This window comes from Dysgonomonas sp., from assembly GCF_035323175.1.
GTDB lineage: Bacteria > Bacteroidota > Bacteroidia > Bacteroidales > Dysgonomonadaceae > Dysgonomonas.
Genome location: NZ_DAOKYH010000002.1, coordinates 395922 through 416918 on the forward strand (window position 1 = coordinate 395922; position 20997 = coordinate 416918).

Below are 20997 nucleotides of genomic sequence, written 5' to 3' on the forward strand. Positions count from 1 at the left end.
ATCGCCTGTCAATTAATAAAAACAAAAAAGGTGCCAAATGGCACCTTTTATTGTTTATGTAGAATACTAATTAATATTCACGTCTTCTAAAACCACCGTTTCCACCTCTGTTGTTATCGAAGTTTCTGCGTGGGCGGTCTCCACCTTCTGTACGAGGACGAGCTTCTGAAACAGAAATAGTTCTTCCGTCATATTCAGCACCATTTAATTCTTCAATAGCTTTTTGTCCGGCTGCATTGTCTTCAAGTTCAACAAATCCATAACCTTTAGAACGGCCTGTAGCCTTGTCCATAATAACTTTTGCTGAGGAAATTTCACCGTATTCGTTGAATAAATCTCTCAAATCATTGTCGTTGATGCTGTAGCTCAACCCTGCAATAAAAATGTTCATTGTAAAAAAATAAAATTTAAAATTTAATACTTTGCAGAAGAAGTAAATAAGAATAAAAAGCTAAAATAAACTAGACAAGAAAGGTTACCAAGAAGGGAAGTGACTTGCGAAGAAAAATTTAAACCATACTGTTAAGAACTCTAATGCTCCACAAATATAAAAATAAAAATCAGTTATTTAACTCTTTATCTATTATTTTTTTGTTATAAGTTAATATTTTAGGATTATATAACTGAGATATGGTTTAGAGACTAGGTATTAAGCCCTTTATAATTTTCAATAACTTTTATTACAGTCTCTTTATCTCTACTAATCTGATCCTTTAAAGTCGCAATATCTGAGAATTTTTCGTCAGGACGCACAAAATCAAGAAATTCTGCCGTGAGGGTTTTATTATACAGATCTCCGTCAAAATCGAAGAGATTAACCTCTATGCTTATATTATCTCCATTATGCAGTGTAGGGCGCTTACCAATGTAAAGCATACCATCATATTTAACACCTTCGACATGCACATAGACTGCATATATGCCAAAAGCAGGGACTACCTTGTAAGTCTCCCATATCTGTATATTTGCCGTTGGAAAACCTATCGTCCTGCCTACTTTAAATCCTTCTACAATCTTTCCTGAGATAGTGTAGTTATATGATAATAGCTTCCCCGCTTTACGAATATAGCCTTCTGCCAGAAGCTTGCGTATGCGTGACGAACTAACATGTTCGAGCCCCGGTAAAGCTTTAGCTTCTATTACCTGCATTTTTATTTCACTGCCATATCGTTCGTAGTCAGAAAAGTCATCTTCTCTATTGTGACCAAAACGATGATCGTAGCCTATAATGAGAGAATCAACATTCAGTTTTTCTTTCAGGATATCTTGCATAAATCTCTTCGCAGACATTTGTGATATCTCAACCGTAAAGTCGAGACAAATACAATAATCGATTCCGGTAGTAGCCAAACGCTCTATCTTTTCTTCATAGCCACAAAGTAAAGACGGCTGATAGTCTTTTTGCAACACCTTTCGCGGATGTACAGGAAAAGTTATGACGGCAGAGGGTAAACCTCGCTTGGCGGCTTCTTCTTTCACCTGATCAATAAGATACCGATGTCCGGTATGTACACCATCGAAAAAGCCAATAGTAGCCACTAATGACGGAAGTTCTATCTTGTTTGTCTTATCCACTAACTGCATATCCTAAGTATTAACTTATAATAGGTCTCTATCAGTAAACACTTTTCTTAGGTCTTCTGTTTGATCGACCAGACAAGTTTCAAAGCCAATCTCTTTACCTATTTCTATATTCGCTTTGCCATCATCAAGAAACAGAGTCTCGGACGGAATCATTCCCGAATCGGCAAGTATAAAGTCAAATATCTCCCTGTCGGGTTTTGCATGCCCTATCTCAAAAGAAAGATAGCATTTATCGAAATATGCCTGAATAGGCAAACCTTCGGGTGAAAAAGCCTCACTTGAAGCCCATTTAATTACAGATGGATTTGTATTACTTAATAAATATACTTTATACTTTTTGCGAAGCTCTTTCAAAAGTTCAAATTTGTATGGAGGAATCCCCGCTAAAAAGCCTAACCAACCATTATCGATATCTTCGGCGGCAATATTATCATTACCGCATAACTTGCGGAATTCTTTATAAAAACCTTCAGGACTTATTTTACCTTCTTCGTACTCCAGAAATATTCCTTCTTGACGAAACTCACCTAAATAATCTTCAATATTAGGGAAGCCAATAGTCGTAAAACGGTTCAACGCTTCCTGTTTATTGAGGCTTATAATAACTCCTCCCAGATCAAAAAGTATATTTTTTATTTTTTGAGACATAACGTTATGTTTATTATATGCGAAGTTAGTCAATTATTTTTACATGGCTGAGATAATTCATGCATGTTTAATAAATAACCTCCATAGATCAGAAATTGTAAAAAGTGACAAAAGTGACAGTATTTTACTTGTTTTTCGATGTTACTTTTACCCTTTACAATATTTATCACACATCGAACGGCTCTTTATAATAAGATAATAATTGAAGATAAAGCTAAACGAGTTTATTACTTTTTTACTATCCCCTTTTATCTTCTTTGTAGAGATAACGAATCTCACTCGGATAAAAAATAGTATTTTTGTATAGCTAAACATTATCGAAGTGCTTTATAAGACAAGAGGACTGGTACTGAATACCATAAACTACAACGACAAGTATTTGCTTGCTCAGTTATTCACCGAATCCTTCGGGCGGGTAACGTATATGGTGTCCAAAGCAAGAGGTAAGGGATCAAAAGTTCCCAAATCTTTATTTTCGCCTTTAGCGATACTTGACATGGAAGTTGAGCATCAAAGCAATAGAGACATCCAACGAATCAGAGAAGCCCGCTCCGATTTTTATTTATATGAGATCGCGGGAGATATGGGAAAAACGTCAATGACTTTTTTTCTTTCCGAGTTTTTGTCAAGGGTCTTAAAAGATGCCGACACCAGCCAATTGCTATTCGACTTTCTTGAACAGTCGGTCCAGATACTCGAGATGACGGATAAAAGCATAGCCAATTTCCATTTGGTATTTATGCTCAAACTGAGCCACTTTATGGGATTTTATCCTAACCTTGAAGAATATAGGGAAAATAATTTGTTTGATATGATAAACGGCGAGTTTGTTCATTATCAACCTTTGCATAATCATTATCTTAATAGGTACGACAGTAAAGCTTTATCTATGCTGGCACGTATTACATACGAAAATATGCATCATTTTGTTTTCTCTCGGCAAGATCGGATTAACATCATAAATAGAATATTGGAATACTACCGCTTGCATCTGTACGACTTTGCGGCACTGAAGTCGCTGGATGTCTTACACGAATTGTTTTAGCATACGATTAATTATAATAAAATCTATAACTTTAGCGAATGACACTAGAAGAAATACAAGAATCATATAAGGATCTTATAAAAAGAGAAGACGAAAAGCTGACCAAACTAAAAAGTGCTATTTTCCAGATCGGAACTTTGCGGTTAGTTACTATCTTGGGATGTATCCTCCTTTGCTGGGTAATGTGGGGACATACTGTTGCCGTTGCCTCTATTATTTTTATAACAGTCGTCATCTTTCTCTATCTGCTAAAATATCACAACAAACTATTTCTCAAAAAAAGATATTGTGAATTATTGATTAAAAATGCCGAAGGTGAGCTGAAAGGTATCGATTATGATTTTTCAGCTTTCGATGGAGCACCTGAAAAGGCTGATGGCAGCCATAGTTATAGTGTAGATCTCGACTTATTTGGAAATCACTCATTCTTTCAGTCTATAAACCGTACTGTTACTTCTTTTGGCAAGAACAAACTGTCAGACTCCCTGCTAAAGCCATTTGAGAAAAAAGATGATATTTTTGCACATCAGGAAGCCGTAAAAGAATTGAGTCGCAACCCGCGGCTACTCAACCACCTGAGAGCAACAGGACAGATGAGCGAAACCGAGGGACTGGATATAGATCACTTCTCCCGTCAATTTATGCAAACTCGCTTATTATCTGAAAGCTATTGGCGATACTTTGTATATATCGCGCCGGTTCTATTTGGCCTATCTATTGTCCTAAGTTCCTTAGGATTGATGCCTATTGCAATACTAGGATCTTGTTGGACTATTTTCTTTATCGCAAGCCTTACTCCGATGAAAGACATTCGGCTGAAGATGAGTTTTTTTGAGAAGAAAATAGAGACACTACAAACATACTCAAGCCTATTTGAAATAATAGAGACCGAAGAGTTTAAATCACCATTATTAATCGAATTACAAAATAAAATTAAAGAAGGGGAACTTGCCTCACTAGCTATCCGCCAGCTAAAATCATATAGCAACAACCTCGATCAGTCATCCAATGTCTTGGGGTTGCTTCTTCTCAATCCCATTTTCTTCTGGAATATTATTTATTCAATAAAGATTGAAAAGTGGATAAGCCGCCATCAAGAAAATATCGGAAGCTGGTTAAAAGTTTTGGCAGAGTTTGACAGTCTGGTGTCTTTTGCTGTATATGCTTACAACCATCCCGATTATATTTATCCCGAGGCATCTGAAACATATATATTGGAAGGTAAAAACCTTGGTCACCCAATGCTCAATCGAGAGGTGTGCGTAAGCAACGATGTAACAATAGAGAACCATCCCTTTTTCCTTGTAGTTACAGGAGCAAATATGGCAGGAAAAAGTACATACTTGCGAACCGTAGGCATAAACCTCATGCTGGCTTGCGCCGGTGCTCCGGTGTGTGCCTCTTCATTGAAATTCTATCCATACAAGCTAGTGACCAATCTTCGCACCTCCGATTCTCTTACAGACAACGAATCTTACTTTTTTGCAGAACTTAAGCGTCTGAAGATGATAATCGACCGTCTGCAATCGGGCGAGCCGTTATTTATTATCCTCGACGAGATACTGAAAGGTACCAACTCGGAAGATAAGCAAAAAGGCTCTATTGCTTTGATGAAACAATTGATGTCACTTGGGGCAAATGGTATCATCGCTACACACGATTTATTGTTGGGCGACCTTGAAAAAGAGTTTCCCGATGCTATAAAGAATTACCGCTTTGAGGCGGATATTAAAGACGATCATCTGTCATTTACCTACAAAATCAGGGAAGGAGTAGCTCAAAATATGAACGCAAGCTTTCTGATGAAGAAAATGGGTATTACCGGATTATGATCAACAACCTAACACTTAACTTATGGAAGACATTTTACACTACATCTGGAAATTCAAACTCTATCAGAAAGAACTGAAAACGACTGATGGTCGTCAGATAGAAGTTTTAGACGTAGGCTTGCCAAATACGAATGAGGGTCCCGACTATTTTAATGCTAAAATAAAAATAGATGGTGAATTATGGGCAGGAAATATAGAAATACATACAAGCTCAGATCAATGGAAAGCACATAACCATCATAAAAACAAAAGCTACAATTCGGTGATACTTCATGTAGTAGAGAAGGCTAATTGTGAAGTATTTAATGAACTGGGACAATCTGTTATCCAATGCGAGATAACGTATCCGCAGCATATAAAAGAGAACTATGATTTCCTCATTCATTCCAATACAGACATTCCGTGCCGCAACTATATAGGAAACGTTCCGCCTTTTCACCTCAACTCGTGGATGAATACCTTACTGATAGAGCGTCTCGAAAGAAAAGCGAATCATATAGAAAGCCTACTAAAGCGTTTCCAGAACTCGTGGGAAGATGCTTTTTATGTGCTGCTTACCAGAAATTTTGGATTTGGCCTCAACTCCGACTCTTTTGAGCGATTAGCGCTTAGTCTGCCATTGAAGTGCATTCAAAAACAAGGAGACAATATTATTCAAATAGAAGCTGTTTTATTCGGACAGGCGGGTATGCTTGATAATGTGAAAGTTGAAGATGATTACTTCGTTTTGCTGAAAAAAGAATATGAGTTTCTGAAAAATAAATATGATCTGAAACCGTTAGATTCATATATATTCAAAAGTATGAGATCACGGCCTACGGCTTTTCCTCAGATAAGAATTGCCCAACTGGCTTCTTTGTTACATAGTTCACATGGATTATTTTCTAAAATTACAGCTTGTGATGATATCGGACGTATCCGGCTGATGTTTCATGTCAATGCCTCTGAGTATTGGCAAACCCATTACGCATTTGGAGTAACATCGGAACGTAAGTCTAAATATCTAGGTGATTCGTCTCTCGACATTTTACTGATCAACACTGTAGCTCCGATATTATTTATATATGGGAAAAGTATAGACAATGAAACCCTTTGCGAACGAGCTCTAAAGTTTTTGGAAATGCTAAAACCTGAACAAAATAGTATAACCAAGCTTTTTGCAAAATTGAAAATGCCATTAAACAGTGCAGCCGACTCACAGGCTATGATTCAACTGAAGAGAGAATATTGCGAACTTCGCAAATGTTTGTTTTGTAGAATAGGACATCAATTACTGGTAGAAAAATAAAAATAAAATGAAGTACATAGACCTTTTTAATCATCTAAAGAAGATCGAGAACTATACAGATAGTGAGATCGAGATCGATCAAAATTTGGTAATGCGTAACTTTACCTTCGACTCCAATTATCGTTTTATCCTTCCCGGAGGATTGGGCAATAACGATGATTATGAATTTATACCGAGTGTACCTGAAGATTATGAACCCGATGTGATTCAGGAAATGTTGAACAAGAGAGATGCTGAAATATTAGAGAATATCAAGTTCAGATATCACATGATAATGCCTAAAAAAGAAACGAAAGCGAAAGGCATTATACTCATGTTTCACGGCTTTAATGAGAAAACTTGGTATAAATATTTACCGTGGGCTAAGCATATAGTCGACAAAACGGGTAAATCAATAGTTATGTTCCCTATAGCATTTCATATGAATCGTGCTCCTGCGGTTTGGAGTAGTACTCGTGAAATGTACAGAGTGAGCGAGCAACGAAAAATGCGCCACCCCGATGTTATCTGTTCCAGTTTATCTAATGTAGCCATCAGTACACGTTTGCATAATAAGCCTCAACGTTTTATTTGGTCGGGGTTGCAAACTTACTATGATGTAATCGACTTTGTAGAGAATTTCAAGGAAGGATTACATCCCGCTATAGATAAGGATGCTTCTATCGATTTCTTTTCATATTCTATAGGGACATTCTTAGGCGAAATACTGATGATGAGTAACAAAGACGGGCATTTCTCTAACTCCAAGTATGCTACTTTTTGTGGAGGAGCAGTATTCAACAGACTATCACCCGTCTCAAAATTTATTCTCGACAGTGAAGCCAATGTAAGTCTTTATTCCTATGTCGTAGAACATCTGGATAGCCACATGAAGCGCGACGAAGTGCTTCGTCATTATATGCATACACATCCGGAAGGCAACAACTTCAGAAGCATGCTGAATTATAGAGTACTGACAGAATGCCGGGAGGAAGTATTCCGAAAAATGAGCCATCAATTCTATGCTATAACATTGGCGAAGGATGAAGTTGTTCCGGCCTATGAAGTAATAAATACACTGCAAGGTTCACGCAGGGATATCCCGATCAATATCGAAATTCTGGATTATCCATACAAATATATACATGAAGATCCATTCCCTGCACTACCAAAAATCGCAGATGAAGTAGACGAGCAATTCAGATTTACATTTGACAAAATCAGTGCTTTTCTCCAATCTTAGTGCTGTATTTTTTCTTTCTGAACTTAATATATGAGAAAGCAATAAGGGCAATTAATATGAGTACAAAACATACTTTGTAAACATCTATCATGTTTAGTTGTTTTATTTGCAGAAAAATAAGTAGAAATGAAGATTGATAAAACAAACGCCGTCCGGCTTTTGGATAAAGAGAAAATAGAATATAAGCTTATTCCATATCAGGTTGACGAGTCCGATCTTAGTGCCATACATGTGGCCGAACAGTTACACGAGCCTGTTGAGCAGGTTTTTAAAACACTGGTACTGAAAGGAGATAAGTCCGGCTATTTTGTTTGTATTATACCCGGAGCTGAAGAGCTCGATTTGAAAGCAGCTGCTAAAATCTCAGGAAATAAGAGTTGTGATATGATACCGATGAAAGAGCTTCTTAATATCACAGGATATATAAGAGGCGCTTGTTCTCCTATTGGTATGAAAAAATTGTTTCCGACCTATATCGATAAATCTTATGAAGTGTTCGAATATATTTACATAAGTGCCGGAAAAAGAGGTTTACAGATTCAGTTAAATCCGCTGGATTTAATACAAATAGTAAGCATAACAACCGGTAGCCTCACTAAATAAAGATTAAACATCTCTAAAGACATAGATTATTAGATCTTGTATGATAAAATGCTATCTCAATATGTTTTAAGACATCTTTTTTTTAACATCTTTATTCATAAAAAAAAGGAATATAATAAGAATAACCTCTACCTTTGCGTGGAGATCAAATGAGAACTTTATTATAGTTAGCGATTACTAAAAAAATTATTATAAAGAAAAAATGGCCAAAATAAAAGGAACAGTAGTTGTAAACGAAGAACGTTGTAAGGGCTGTGACCTCTGTGTGGTTTCATGTCCTTGTGATGTTTTAGAACTTCAACCTCGTGAAGTTAACAGCCGAGGTTATCACTACGTTTACATGAAAAATCCAGATGCTTGTATAGGTTGTGCCAATTGTGGTTATGTATGTCCTGACGGATGTCTCACAGTCTACAAGAAAAAATTTGAATAAATGATGACGAATCAATACAGCTTTTTCGCTTAGTAGATTCGTTTTTTTAATTAACCAAAAATTATGTCAGAAGAAATAGTTTTAATGAAAGGCAATGAAGCCATAGCTCATGCTGCAATTAGATATGGGACAGACGGATATTTTGGCTATCCTATTACTCCTCAATCGGAGATAATGGAAACGTTGATGGCCGAAGCACCGTGGAATACTACCGGTATGGTTGTACTTCAGGCTGAAAGCGAAATAGCATCTATAAATATGGTTTACGGGGGAGCCGGATGCGGCAAAGCCGTGATGACCTCATCTTCAAGCCCGGGTATGAGTTTAATGCTCGAAGGGGTGTCTTATCTTGCCGGAGCCGAATTGCCTTGTTTGTTAGTGAATGTTATGCGTGGAGGACCCGGATTGGGTACAATACAGCCATCGCAAGCCGATTATTTCCAAACTGTAAAAGGAGGAGGGCATGGCGATTATAACCTGATAACTCTTGCTCCTGCATCGGTACAAGAAATGGTGGACTTTGTTGCATTGGGATTCGATCTCGCATTCAAATATCAAACACCTGCTATGATACTTACCGATGGTGTTATCGGGCAAATGATGGAAAAGGTAAAACTTCCGGAATTTAAACGCAGAAGAACCGAAAAAGAGATACGCGAACAATGTCCTTGGGCTACCCTAGGAAAACCAGCTGATAGAAAACCGAATGTAATAACTTCGCTGGAACTTGATCCGTATAAGATGGAGATAAATAACCTCCGTTTTCAAGCTAAGTTTAAGAAGATAGAGAAAGATGTTTGTTTGCATCAGGAGGTAAACTGCGAAGATGCAGATTATATACTTGTTGCTTTCGGGTCTGCTGCCCGTATATGTCAAAAGGCAATGGAGATAGCACGTGCTCAAGGAATAAAGGTGGGTCTTATACGCCCAATAACTTTGTGGCCATTCCCATCGAAGGAGATTGACAAATATTCAACAAAGGTAAAAGGAATGCTTACAGTAGAAATGAACGCCGGACAGATGGTCGAGGATGTTCGTTTGGCTGTAAACGGTAAAGTAAAGGTTGAACATTACGGACGTTTGGGTGGAATTGTTCCTACACCAAGCGAAGTAGTAGACGCCTTGCAGAATAAATTTGATTGTTGAAAAACGATATTAAGATAGGCAAGTGTTTATCGCATTTGCGAGAATAGTAAGTAGGTCTGAGACCTTAAAATTCAAAGTTTAAACAATTATGAGTACAAATATTATAGATCCGGCTAACCTAGTATATGCCAAGCCTGCATTGATGAACGATGTGGACATGCATTACTGCCCGGGTTGTTCACATGGTGTAGTTCATAAGTTGATAGCTGAGGTTATTGATGATATGGAATTGCGTGATAAAACAATCGGTATAGCTCCGGTTGGTTGTGCTGTGTTTGCGTACAACTATTTGGATATCGACTGGCAGGAAGCTGCACACGGACGTGCTCCGGCACTGGCTACAGCAGCAAAACGACTGAATCCCGATAAAATGGTATTTACATATCAGGGAGACGGAGACTTAGCTGCCATTGGTACAGGTGAAACAATACATGCGGCAAATAGAGGTGAAAATATTGCTATAATCTTTATAAATAACGGAATTTATGGCATGACCGGAGGACAAATGGCTCCAACAACCCTTAGCCAAATGATAACATCAACATCTCCTAACGGACGCGATACTCACGAGAGTGGATACCCTCTCAAGATTCTCGATTTGTTGGCTCAGTTACAAGGAGTTTGTCTGGCTACTCGTCAGAGCGTTCATACGGCAGCCTCTGTAAAGAAAGCAAAACGCATGATACGTAAAGCGTTCGAAAACTCGATGGAGAATAAAGGAACATCTATTGTAGAAATTGTATCTACATGTAATGCAGGATGGAAAATGTCTCCTCAGGCAGCTAACGATTGGATGGTAGAAAATATGTTTCCTGCATATCCATTAGGCGATTTGAAAAATATTTAAACAAAGAAACATGACACAAGAAATAATTATAGCAGGTTTTGGAGGACAGGGTGTATTATCTATGGGTAAAATCCTTGCTTATTCAGGTCTGATGGAAGATAAAGAAGTTTCATGGTTCCCTTCTTACGGACCGGAGCAACGTGGTGGTACAGCTAACGTGACTGTAATATTGAGCGACAGCCCCATCAGCTCGCCGATAGTAAATGAGTTTGATATTGCGATTATTTTAAATCAGCCGTCATTGGATAAATTCGAATCGCATGTAAAACCGGGAGGAATATTAATTTATGACCCGAACGGATTTCAACATCCACCAACACGTAAGGATATCAATATCTATAAAGTTGAAGCTGTGGATACAGCTATATTGATGAAAAATACGAAAGCATTCAATATGATTGTTCTAGGTGGATTATTGAAAGTAAGCCCAATGGTAAAACTCGAAAACGTTATGAAAGGATTGAAAAAATCTTTGCCGGAACGTCACCATGGTTTACTGCCAATGAATGAGCAGGCAATAATGAAAGGTATGGAAATAATACAAGAAGTTCAAAAATCTGAATAAGATTCCGTTTCTTTGAAAATAAAAAAGGATAGTAAAAAAAATTACTATCCTTTTTCTATATAAGTACCATTAATCAATCTTAGGGCAGAAAATAATATTTAGAACACATCATTCAAATGTGTTACATAATCTTCTTGAGATTGTTTTATATTGGGGTTCTTCATCACGTCATAGAAGTGAAAACTTTTTACAGGCTCCATTCCTACAAAAGCATTCATCCGATGAAACCCGAACATAACACCTTCGTCAACACTATGTTGCTTAAAAAACTCACCTTCGATAGTAAATGCCTCTAAAGGAGCATTCCATGTAGTAGTAAGCATATACTTACGTCCTTGCAATGAACCTCCCGTACCATAATTGCGGGTGGGATTAGCCGAGCGCCTACCATCACTAAAATAAACCCCTTTTTGATGACCTTCGGTAAAGACCTCGTCAATGTATCGTTTAAAATCATTCGGAATCTGAAACCACCAAATAGGGGTATGGTATACAATAACATCTGCCCATACAAACTTTTCAACTTCATCAGATAGATTATATTCATCATTGATATCAGTATATTTCACATCATAATCTTTATCTTTAAAGTAATCTACAGTCCAATCTGACAATGTCTTATTAAATTCTCCGCCCGAATGGGCAAATTTAGGAGCTCCATTTATTACAAATATTTTCTTCATGTTTATTCTTACCTTTTAATATTTAGTGTTGCAAAAATAAAGCCTTTTTTTCGATCAGTAAAATAATATAAATTATATATTTGTATTATAATTATAATAACAAAATAAAGTGGTAAATTTTGAATGGTTCCGAACCTTTAAAGCAATATATGAAACCGGTTCGCTCACATCAGCAGCGAATAGGTTATATATATCACAACCAGGAGTAAGTCTGCATCTGAATTCTTTAGAGGCACATATCGGGAATAAATTGTTTGACAGAGGAACACGGAAGATGCTACCCACCGAACATGGCAATATGCTCTATAACTCAATTGTGGATGCCGTAAAAAAACTGGAGGAAGCAGAAAAACATTTTTACAGGAATGCCGATTCAGGCAAATCGAGTATTAGTATTGGCATGTGTTTTGAAACATTCCAACACGTACTGGAGCCTTTTATAAGTGAACTTCCATTTAACCTCATATCAAAATTCGGTATATATCAGGATATGTTGAATGATCTGGATAAAGGTTTACTGGATTTTGTGATATCACCCCAAAAAGATGAATCATTTAATATACAGTATATTCCATTTTCGAAAGAAAAAATCACATTGATAGCTGGATCGAAAAGTAATATTACGGAATTCTATCAGGTGATGCAAAAACCTGAAAAAGTAGAAGATTGGCTAAATAAACAAACATGGTTTGGCACAACGGGAGATATGGAACATTTGCGAAATTTCTGGCTACATAATTTCAAGAAAAGGCCGGACTTTAAACCGAATTATATTGTACCCAATATAAGCTCTATTATACGTTGTATCTCAGGCAAAGAAGGATTTGCCATTATACCGGACTTTTTAGCAAAAAAGGAATTAGAAGATGGTAATATACAACTAGTATGGGAAGGGTATACGCCTCTCGAGAACATATTATATTTCGCCCAACGCAAGAAGACAATCTATAAGAAAGAGCTAGATATACTACAGGAGATTTTTATGACGCAAATGTCTATTGAGTAACATAAAAGTAAGAAAGGGTGATTTCTCACCCTTTCATTCTATAGTAGTTACCTTATTGAGGCAGCTTAAGATTTGTCAACACAGGAACTTTTGTTGTTCTTACTTCTGTGTGATGCTTATCATGCAGTTGTTCAAAAATTACAATCTCATTTTGTCCTTTTTTCAGCCATACACCGGGAATATATAATGTTTGTTGAGGTCCTACATGCCAATAACGCCCGATGTTCTTACCATTTATAAAGACAATACCTTTCCCCCAATCTTCCATATCGAGGAATGTATCCCCGGTTTCTGTAAGATTGAATGTTCCTTTATATAAAGCCGGAGCACCCAGAAGACGTTTAGCTATTGATTCTGTATTACTATACACACTTGATTGTTGCATTTTACTAAAATCAGGAGCTTCATCCATCGGTATCTGATACATTTGCCAATCACCTTCTATCTCCATTCCGTTTATTACAACAGGGCTGATGATTCCTTTTGTGTTATGAACAATCTCAGATCCGTAATTGATACGCCCCATGTTCTCTACTAAGATCTCTAACGTAGAATTGAATGGTATTTCGACATCTATAGAATATTTATTAAAGTATCGATTAAGTTCCCCTACTTTTTCATCATTTGCATATACAGTGGCATAATCACGTAATCCATTTATTTCCAGAGTTCCATTTATTGGCTGATTGAAGTGCTTTTTATACAGAACATAACCGTAGCCTTGGTTCAACTGTTCGAACGTCATAGGTTTATTATTTTCCACTACTTTTGAGTTCAATCCGTCTAATGTAGCTATCTTGTCAAGTTTAATAGATGGGATCTCTATCACAGGTATAGCAGTGGGAACCTTAGACAAAGAGTAATTGACATATTTTTTAATTACATTACGAAGCGAATCGTACTTTGGCGTTACCCATCCGGCTTCGCTTATAGGTGCATCGTAATCGTAGCTAGTGAGATCGGGCTGAATATCATGTTTCTTATCATAGTTAGCACCACTGGTAAAACCAAAATTAGTTCCGCCATGCACCATGTAATAGTTGATAGACACATTATTTTGTAAATACTTTTCTGTTTGACGGGCTATACTTGTAGCACTTATCTGAGGATGAGGTTCGAGCCAGTGAGCAAGCCATCCGGGATAAAACTCTGCAACCATATAAGGTCCTTGTCCTCCATTATACTTATCTACGGCTTTCTTTAAATTCTCTATATTACTTTCCCCATTTGCTGTTGGTAAAGCCCCTGGAACAGCGCCTCCTTCAAATAACCAACTTCCATCCGAAGTAAAAGATGGAACATCGAAACCTGCATCTTTTAATTGCTGAACGATTTTTGCATTGTATCGGCGATGCTCTTCTAATGGAATATCTTTACGTTGGGAGACATAAGATCCGAACTCATTCTCTGCCTGCACCATAACAATAGGGCCACCTTTAGTTATTTGCAAGTTTCCAACTTCCTTATACAATCTGTTTATATATAACTGGGTATATTTTAGAAATTGTTCGTTATCACGTCTCAATTCCAAACCCTCTACATTTTGAAGCCACCAAGGATAACCTCCAAATTCCCACTCAGCACATACATACGGACCGGGACGAAGTATCACCATCAATCCTTCTTCACCTGCTATTTTTATATATTCCGCAAGATTCTTATCTCCTGTAAAATCCCACTTACCAGGTTCGGGTTCATGTATATTCCAGAATACATAAGTAGCCACAGCATTCAGTCCCATTGCTTTCAGCATCTGCATACGATGACGCCAATATTGATGAGGAATACGCGGATAATGCATTTCGCCTGAAATTATTCTTACCGGTTTTCCGTCATATACAAAATCTCCGTTCTTAATCTCAAACGTATGTTTCTTCTGAGAAAAAGAACTGATGGAAAAAACGAATAATAATATAAAAAAGGTTGAACAAATCTTTTTAAACATGGTTTTCTTTTTAAATTACTAATTTAAAGCTATATATTATTATAAATTAAATTCACGTTTATAAACTCAATTATAAGTGTTTACTACATTAAATATTCTTTAATATCTTTGTCGTAAAATTAAGGTTGGAATGTTAGAGTATAAAGATACAACAGAAAAAGTAAAAATACCAGCGCAACGCTTAGCCGATCTCATTTTAGATATAGGTACTTATCTACTTGCATCGGGAGCGCACTGCGGAAGACTCAATAGTAATCTGGGGAGAATGGCTTCGACATGGGAGTTTGATCTACATATAGATCCTACGTTCAAAGGGCTGTTAATTACTGTAAAAGATATGAACGACCCTGCAAATACAGTCACCAGATTTAAGAATTCGCCCCCTCACAATGTCCACCTTGCTGTTTTGACCGAAATATCACATTTGTCGTGGAAAGTAAAAGAAGAGAAACTTTCCATCACTGAAGCAGAAAATGAATTTGCTGCAATCAAAGCTAAACCATATTATAAAGATATATATGTTGCTATAGCTGTCGGACTTTCATGCGCAGGGCTATGCCTTTTCTCATTAGGAGATTCGATGAACGCTATGGTTACTTTTATTGCCGCTTTTTTAGGATATTTTGTACGTGTTGCCTTCTCTAAGAAGAATTTCAACTCTATGATTTGTATCTCGATAGCAGCTTTTGTTACCACTCTGATTACAGGGCTTGGAAGACTATATGGAATCGGAGCACACCCCGAAGCTGCCATGGCTACAGGTGTATTATATCTTATACCCGGAGTCCCTCTTATAAATTGTGTTATAGACCTGATAGAAGGCTACCTCTCGTCTGCAATCAACAGAGCCTTATTCGGAGGGTTTATTTTACTTTGTATTGCCGCAGGAATGACCTTATGTATTACATTAATGGGGATCAATAATTTTTAGAAAAAGATGGAAGAACTTACTATTATAAATATACTACGCGACTTTGGCATTGCATTCATCGTCGGCTTCTGTTGGGCTATATTATTTGGTTCACCTAAACGTTTGTTATGGGTAGCCGGCCTGCTGGGAGGAATGGGACATTGTATCCGTTTTATTTTGGTTCAGCTCGATTTCGGGTTAATAACCGCAACTCTGGCAGGGTCTGTACTGATAGGGCTGATAGGCATTTTTGCTGCGCATAAGGTAGATAGTCCACCTGTTGTATTTACAATGCCGGCCTGTATTACGATGATACCGGGTATGTTTGCTTATAAAACTATGCTTGCCGGAATAAAGGTTACAGATCTAACGATTGTAGAGCAGAACCCTCGGATACTCATAGAGATGTCACACAATCTGATGTTGACAATGTCTCTTTTATTTACCTTGGCAATAGGAATATGTATCAGTGCGCTGCTTTTCCGAAAGTCGAGTGTAAAAAATATATCACTGAAAGATATAATAGGAAAGGGCTGATACTCTTCTAGTTTACTTTATTATCTATCTCAGTTCCCCTATAAAGAACCGATTAATTGTTTCTTATGTATTAATTTGACGATCCATCGGGATATAAGGAATACTATTATCTGAGTAAAAATAATAAATACACCAGACGGTACATCCAAAACAGCAGAAAGAAATAATCCAACCAAACAACCCAAGAACCCTATAAGAATAGACAGCAAAATCATCTTTACAAAATTAGAAGTGAATAGATTTGCTGTCATCTGAGGAACCGTCAATATAGACATAAGTAAAACAATTCCAACCAAACGGATAGACAAAACGATTGTTATTGCTATACCCATCATCATCGCATACTTAATCAGATTGACAGAAAGATTGCGTGTCTTTGCAAAATCAGGATCGAATGCTGCAAAAAGTATTTGTCGCCCAAAAAGCAGGAAAACAATGATAAGCACCAATGATAAAACAGCCAGATATACAATATCTGGTTTTGTTATAGTTAAAATATTTCCAAAGAGATAATCGGAAAGGTTGGGTGCAAACCCGGGCTTAAGATAGATAAAAATAATACCAACAGCCATCCCTAAAGACCAGAATGAACCAATAGCAGAATCTTCTCTAACTCCCTGCCTTGAAGAAAGCCACTCAATACCAAACGCCGACAGTATAGAAAAAATCATTGCAGACAGAATTGGATTCCATCCAAAATAGAAGCCCATTCCAATACCGCCGAGCGAAGCATGTGTTATCCCTCCACTAATAAAAACTAATCTGCGGATAACAACATACGATCCTATAATTCCACATGCAACAGAGGCAAAAAGACTACCTAGAAGAGCATTCTGAAAAAAGCTATAGGATAGAAGATCAAAAAATTCCATTGTGATAATATTATTTTTTCTGAATCAGACATTTCTAGAATGAGAAATAATCATCATTTCTATTTTCCAGAAAAGTGACAAAAGTAACACTTTATTGAAGGTTTCTTATTTACCTGTTTTGTCACTTATTTTATATTTATATCAGATTCGCACTTAAAAATTTGCGAATAACCTCTGCGTCCTCTCCTCTTCTTTCAACATAGGATTCCATCTGATCATCAAGGATATTTCCAATATTAAAATATTTCGATTTAGGATGAGATATAATTATTCCACTTACCGAAGCATTGGGTAACATAACGCCATTTTCGGTAAGTTCTACTCCTATTTCTTTCGATTGTAGCAGGTCATTATTCAACAAAAAATTAATAGACTGATCGGGAATAGACGGATAGCCTACTGCCGGACGAATACCCTGATATTTAAGAGTAAACATGTCATTTACAGAAATATTTTCCTCGGCAGCAAAGCCCCAATACTCTCTTCTTATTTTTGCATGCAACCACTCGGTTGTGGCTTCTGCCAATCGGTCTAAAACTGATTTTAGTAATAGAACCTTGTATTCGTCACCCTGCTGCTCGAATTCGCTCATCAATTCATTCGAGCCGACTCCGGCAGTTACTGTAAAACCTCCTACATAGTCCTTCTTCCCTGATGATTTAGGTGCAACAAAATCGCAAAGAGACAAATATTCTCCTCTGTCATTCTTTTTTTGCTGACGCAGCATCGGAAAACAGACGTCATTGATGTAGAGACATTCATTTTCGCTATATGCCTCAAAAACACCAAAAACAGCATTTATATACTCTACTTTCTCAAATATCAATTGGTCTAACAAAGCCTTAGCATCTTTATAAAGCTGCATGCCTTCGGCTGCTTTTTCTCGTTCCTGCTCGGGAAAAGAATTCAACCATGTTGTACTACACGAAGAACAATCATCAATATGCTGCACAGATGCATAACGAGCCGATAAATTCCAAGAATGGAAGAAGAACTTCCAGTCGATATACGGAACTATCTCATCCACCGGAATACGCTTTAAAACCTGTCGCCCTTTTACTATGGGCTCCGGTGTTGTATATCCAGACCAGTCTACTGGCATTCCTTTATCTAAAACTTGAGTCAAAGGTAACAGGTCAGCCTTCTTATCTCCGGCATTATCTCTTAATTGAGAATATTCCTGTTTTACTTCATTTATATAATTTTCTTTTGTATTCGGATTTATTAATTTACTTACAGCAGCAGGAGCCTGAGATGCATCTTTTACATACACTACCGACCCATTATTGTATTTAGGATCTATCTTTATTGCAGTATGCAGTTTAGATGTAGTTGCACCGCCAATCATTAATGGAATAGAGAATCCTGCCTTTTCCATCTCGTGAGCAACAATACTCATTTCTTCCAGCGATGGTGTAATCAGTCCGCTTAGACAAAGAATATCCGGCTGCTCTTCCTTTACTTTCTGAATAATAACCTCAGGAGGAGTCATAACCCCTAAGTCTATGACTTCATAGTTATTACATGCAAGAATTATAGCTACGATGTTTTTACCTATATCATGTACATCGCCTTTCACAGTCGCAATAACAAGCTTTCCGGCCTTATTGCTCCCAGCCGAAGATGATTTCTGCGCTTCCAATGTTGGTTGAAGAATGGCCACAGCACGTTTCATTGTGCGAGCAGTTTTCACCACTTGCGGCAAGAACATCTTACCCGAACCAAACAGGTCTCCGACCTTGTTCATACCGTCCATGAGAGGCTTATCAATTATATCCACAGCCTTAGGATATACTTTGAGAGCTTCTTCCAAGTCTTCTTCCAAATGATCGCTAATACCCTTTATTAATGAGTACTGAATACGTTCATCAAGCGGGAACGATCTCCACTCTTCCACTTTTTGCTCAGTCTGCCCGGTCTTTTCATTTTTAATGCGTTCCGCATATTCGATAAGTTCGTCAGTAGCTTCCGGTCTACGGTTAAAGATCACATCTTCTACCAGATTTTTAAGTTCGAGTGGAATATCATCATACACCACTGATTGTCCCGGATTAACAATTCCCATATCCATACCCCTCTGAATAGCATAATAGAGGAATACGGCATGCATCGCTTCACGAACATAATCGTTGCCACGGAAAGAGAAAGATAAATTACTTACTCCCCCACTAATCTTTGCATGCGGAAGGTTTTTCTTTATCCATGTAATAGTTTCTAGGAAATCAACAGCATAATTACGGTGTTCTTCTATCCCAGTAGCTATAGCTAAAATATTAGGGTCGAATATTATATCAAGCGGATCGAATCCGTCATTTATCAACAATTTGTATGCTCTCTCACAGATTTCGATTCTACGGGAGAATGTATCAGCTTGTCCTGTTTCATCAAAAGCCATTATAATAACTGCTGCTCCATATTGTCGGACAAGACGAGCGTGACGAAGAAATTCTTCCTCCCCTCCTTTCAGCGATATTGAATTTACAATAGCCTTCCCTTGAACACATTTTAGCCCGGCTTCCAACACTTCCCACTTCGAGGAGTCGATCATCACAGGAATACGAGAGACATCAGGATCGGAAGCCATCAGGTTGAGGAAAGTAGTCATTTCTTTTACTCCATCAAGCAACCCTTCATCCATATTCACATCGAGTACCTGTGCTCCATCTTCTACTTGCTTATGAGCAATAGTTAGAGCCTCTTCATATTTCTCTTCCTTTATCAGGCGAAGAAACTTGCGAGAACCTGCAACATTGAGACGTTCTCCTATATTGATAAAATTAATTTCAGGCTTAGCCTCTAGCAACTCCAAACCTGAGAGCCACATATATTTTGGCTTCTCAGCTGGTTTGTGAGGTTTTGAATCCTTCACCAAATCAGCATATTTTGCAATATGCTCGGGTGTCGTACCACAACAACCACCAATAATATTTACTAATCCTTCTCCGATGAATTCGCTGATTTGCTCAGCCATTATATCAGGTGTCTGGTCATATTCTCCAAACTGGTTTGGCAATCCGGCATTTGGATACGCTGATATAAAACTTGGAGCCATTCGAGCCAATTCTTTTAAGAATGGCTTCATATCCGATGCTCCAAAAGAGCAATTAAGCCCGACCGAAAGATAGTCTATATGATTGACCGATGCCAAAAATCCTCCTATTGTTTGCCCTGATAATGTACGCCCTGCTTTATCTGATAAAGTCACAGATATCATTATCGGCAGTTCAATATTTCTTTCTTTGCGAACCTCTTCGGCAGCGAATAAGGCAGCCTTTGCATTTAGCGTATCAAATATCGTTTCTATAAGCAATAGATCGACACCGCCATCCGCAAGCCCCTCTATCTGTTCCTTATAAGCAGAAGACAAGTCGTCAAAAGTAACAGCACGATAGATCGGATTTTCAACCTTAGGACTCATTGATGCCGTTTTGTTGGTCGGCCCAATAGAACCCGCAACAAAACGAGGCTTATCCGGATTCAGGTTTGTATAATCTATAGCAGCTTTTTTTGCAATTTTCGCTGCCTCTCTGTTTATTTCTTTTGCCAGATGCGACATGTTATAGTCCTCTAGGGATATAGCTGTTGCATTGAATGTATTTGTTTCAATAATATCAGCTCCAGCATCCAGATACTTTCGATGAATTTCTTCTATTATATCGGGTCGTGTGAGATTTAGCAGATCATTATTCCCTTTTTGTAATATTGCGCTATCACAAAAACGCTCGCCCCTGAAATCTTCTTCTTTCAGTTTATACTGCTGAATAAGGCTCCCCATAGCACCATCAAGGATAAGTATCCTCTCTTTCAATATATCTTGTATCTTTTGCATCA

At 37.6% G+C, this 20997-nt stretch carries 19 protein-coding genes; 12 read left to right on the forward strand and 7 right to left on the reverse strand.

Annotated elements, in window-relative coordinates; translation table 11 throughout:
- Positions 1-70 precede the first annotated feature (70 nt).
- The 3 genes from rbp to PKC55_RS04700 form a co-directional block, all read right to left on the reverse strand.
- Entirely contained in the window at positions 71-391 is a 321-nt protein-coding gene (gene rbp, locus PKC55_RS04690) for an RNA-binding regulator (RefSeq protein ID WP_006842405.1), read from the reverse strand.
- Between the two features lie 251 nt (positions 392-642).
- Entirely contained in the window at positions 643-1584 is a 942-nt protein-coding gene (gene ribF, locus PKC55_RS04695) for a riboflavin biosynthesis protein RibF (RefSeq protein ID WP_291125921.1), read from the reverse strand.
- A 15-nt stretch (positions 1585-1599) separates the two neighbouring features.
- Positions 1600-2232 carry an HAD family hydrolase gene (locus PKC55_RS04700; protein WP_291125918.1) on the reverse strand — a complete coding sequence of 211 codons (633 nt, stop codon included), beginning with the start codon at positions 2230-2232 and terminating at the stop codon, positions 1600-1602.
- A gap of 322 nt (positions 2233-2554) precedes the next feature.
- Between PKC55_RS04700 and recO the strand changes: the two genes are divergently transcribed.
- The 9 genes from recO (at position 2555) to PKC55_RS04745 (ending at position 11213) form a co-directional block, all read left to right on the forward strand.
- A complete protein-coding gene (gene recO / locus PKC55_RS04705) occupies positions 2555-3277 on the forward strand; it encodes a DNA repair protein RecO (RefSeq protein WP_291125915.1) in 723 nt (240 codons plus the stop codon).
- A 38-nt stretch (positions 3278-3315) separates the two neighbouring features.
- Positions 3316-5109, forward strand: coding sequence for a MutS-related protein (locus tag PKC55_RS04710; protein WP_291125913.1), 1794 nt, complete (start codon positions 3316-3318; stop codon positions 5107-5109).
- A gap of 22 nt (positions 5110-5131) precedes the next feature.
- Entirely contained in the window at positions 5132-6397 is a 1266-nt protein-coding gene (locus PKC55_RS04715; RefSeq protein WP_291125910.1) for a DUF2851 family protein, read from the forward strand.
- Between the two features lie 7 nt (positions 6398-6404).
- Positions 6405-7619 carry a DUF6051 family protein gene (locus tag PKC55_RS04720; protein ID WP_135103794.1) on the forward strand — a complete coding sequence of 405 codons (1215 nt, stop codon included), beginning with the start codon at positions 6405-6407 and terminating at the stop codon, positions 7617-7619.
- Positions 7620-7745: 126 nt separating this feature from the next.
- A complete protein-coding gene (ybaK, locus tag PKC55_RS04725) occupies positions 7746-8222 on the forward strand; it encodes a Cys-tRNA(Pro) deacylase (RefSeq protein WP_135103793.1) in 477 nt (158 codons plus the stop codon).
- A 202-nt stretch (positions 8223-8424) separates the two neighbouring features.
- Entirely contained in the window at positions 8425-8655 is a 231-nt protein-coding gene (locus PKC55_RS04730) for a 4Fe-4S dicluster domain-containing protein (RefSeq protein ID WP_006842397.1), read from the forward strand.
- 63 nt (positions 8656-8718) lie between these two features.
- Complete coding sequence (gene vorB, locus PKC55_RS04735; RefSeq protein ID WP_006842396.1) at positions 8719-9801, forward strand: 3-methyl-2-oxobutanoate dehydrogenase subunit VorB; 1083 nt, start codon at positions 8719-8721, stop codon at positions 9799-9801.
- A gap of 88 nt (positions 9802-9889) precedes the next feature.
- On the forward strand, positions 9890-10648 hold the full coding sequence (locus PKC55_RS04740) for a thiamine pyrophosphate-dependent enzyme (RefSeq protein ID WP_006842395.1): 759 nt from the start codon (positions 9890-9892) through the stop codon (positions 10646-10648).
- A gap of 10 nt (positions 10649-10658) precedes the next feature.
- Entirely contained in the window at positions 10659-11213 is a 555-nt protein-coding gene (locus PKC55_RS04745) for a 2-oxoacid:ferredoxin oxidoreductase subunit gamma family protein (RefSeq protein WP_006842394.1), read from the forward strand.
- Positions 11214-11311: 98 nt separating this feature from the next.
- Here PKC55_RS04745 and PKC55_RS04750 read toward each other — a convergent pair whose 3' ends face one another.
- Complete coding sequence (locus PKC55_RS04750; RefSeq protein ID WP_291125905.1) at positions 11312-11896, reverse strand: NAD(P)H-dependent oxidoreductase; 585 nt, start codon at positions 11894-11896, stop codon at positions 11312-11314.
- 109 nt (positions 11897-12005) lie between these two features.
- Between PKC55_RS04750 and PKC55_RS04755 the strand changes: the two genes are divergently transcribed.
- Positions 12006-12902 carry a LysR family transcriptional regulator gene (locus tag PKC55_RS04755; protein WP_291125902.1) on the forward strand — a complete coding sequence of 299 codons (897 nt, stop codon included), beginning with the start codon at positions 12006-12008 and terminating at the stop codon, positions 12900-12902.
- Between the two features lie 52 nt (positions 12903-12954).
- On the opposite strand, the gene PKC55_RS04760 is transcribed toward PKC55_RS04755, so the two are convergent.
- Complete coding sequence (locus PKC55_RS04760; RefSeq protein ID WP_291125899.1) at positions 12955-14847, reverse strand: glycoside hydrolase family 35 protein; 1893 nt, start codon at positions 14845-14847, stop codon at positions 12955-12957.
- A gap of 130 nt (positions 14848-14977) precedes the next feature.
- On the opposite strand from PKC55_RS04760, the gene PKC55_RS04765 reads away from it, so the two are divergent.
- A complete protein-coding gene (locus PKC55_RS04765; protein WP_135103789.1) occupies positions 14978-15778 on the forward strand; it encodes a threonine/serine exporter family protein in 801 nt (266 codons plus the stop codon).
- Between the two features lie 6 nt (positions 15779-15784).
- Positions 15785-16294, forward strand: coding sequence for a threonine/serine exporter family protein (locus PKC55_RS04770; protein ID WP_006842391.1), 510 nt, complete (start codon positions 15785-15787; stop codon positions 16292-16294).
- Between the two features lie 38 nt (positions 16295-16332).
- On the opposite strand, the gene PKC55_RS04775 is transcribed toward PKC55_RS04770, so the two are convergent.
- Both PKC55_RS04775 and metH read right to left on the reverse strand, forming a co-directional pair.
- On the reverse strand, positions 16333-17166 hold the full coding sequence (locus tag PKC55_RS04775) for a metal ABC transporter permease (protein WP_291125894.1): 834 nt from the start codon (positions 17164-17166) through the stop codon (positions 16333-16335).
- 136 nt (positions 17167-17302) lie between these two features.
- Positions 17303-20995, reverse strand: a complete 3693-nt coding sequence (gene metH, locus PKC55_RS04780) for a methionine synthase (protein ID WP_291125891.1) — start codon at positions 20993-20995, stop codon at positions 17303-17305.
- Positions 20996-20997: the final 2 nt, after the last annotated feature.

Coding starts and splice junctions, on each gene's coding strand:
- rbp (WP_006842405.1), bottom strand. CDS start 391: ATGAACATTTTTATTGCAGGGTTGAGCTACAGCATCAACGACAATGAT.
- ribF (WP_291125921.1), bottom strand. CDS start 1,584: ATGCAGTTAGTGGATAAGACAAACAAGATAGAACTTCCGTCATTAGTG.
- PKC55_RS04700 (WP_291125918.1), bottom strand. CDS start 2,232: ATGTCTCAAAAAATAAAAAATATACTTTTTGATCTGGGAGGAGTTATT.
- PKC55_RS04710 (WP_291125913.1), top strand. CDS start 3,316: ATGACACTAGAAGAAATACAAGAATCATATAAGGATCTTATAAAAAGA.
- PKC55_RS04715 (WP_291125910.1), top strand. CDS start 5,132: ATGGAAGACATTTTACACTACATCTGGAAATTCAAACTCTATCAGAAA.
- PKC55_RS04720 (WP_135103794.1), top strand. CDS start 6,405: ATGAAGTACATAGACCTTTTTAATCATCTAAAGAAGATCGAGAACTAT.
- ybaK (WP_135103793.1), top strand. CDS start 7,746: ATGAAGATTGATAAAACAAACGCCGTCCGGCTTTTGGATAAAGAGAAA.
- PKC55_RS04730 (WP_006842397.1), top strand. CDS start 8,425: ATGGCCAAAATAAAAGGAACAGTAGTTGTAAACGAAGAACGTTGTAAG.
- vorB (WP_006842396.1), top strand. CDS start 8,719: ATGTCAGAAGAAATAGTTTTAATGAAAGGCAATGAAGCCATAGCTCAT.
- PKC55_RS04740 (WP_006842395.1), top strand. CDS start 9,890: ATGAGTACAAATATTATAGATCCGGCTAACCTAGTATATGCCAAGCCT.
- PKC55_RS04745 (WP_006842394.1), top strand. CDS start 10,659: ATGACACAAGAAATAATTATAGCAGGTTTTGGAGGACAGGGTGTATTA.
- PKC55_RS04750 (WP_291125905.1), bottom strand. CDS start 11,896: ATGAAGAAAATATTTGTAATAAATGGAGCTCCTAAATTTGCCCATTCG.
- PKC55_RS04760 (WP_291125899.1), bottom strand. CDS start 14,847: ATGTTTAAAAAGATTTGTTCAACCTTTTTTATATTATTATTCGTTTTT.
- PKC55_RS04765 (WP_135103789.1), top strand. CDS start 14,978: ATGTTAGAGTATAAAGATACAACAGAAAAAGTAAAAATACCAGCGCAA.
- PKC55_RS04770 (WP_006842391.1), top strand. CDS start 15,785: ATGGAAGAACTTACTATTATAAATATACTACGCGACTTTGGCATTGCA.
- PKC55_RS04775 (WP_291125894.1), bottom strand. CDS start 17,166: ATGGAATTTTTTGATCTTCTATCCTATAGCTTTTTTCAGAATGCTCTT.
- metH (WP_291125891.1), bottom strand. CDS start 20,995: ATGCAAAAGATACAAGATATATTGAAAGAGAGGATACTTATCCTTGAT.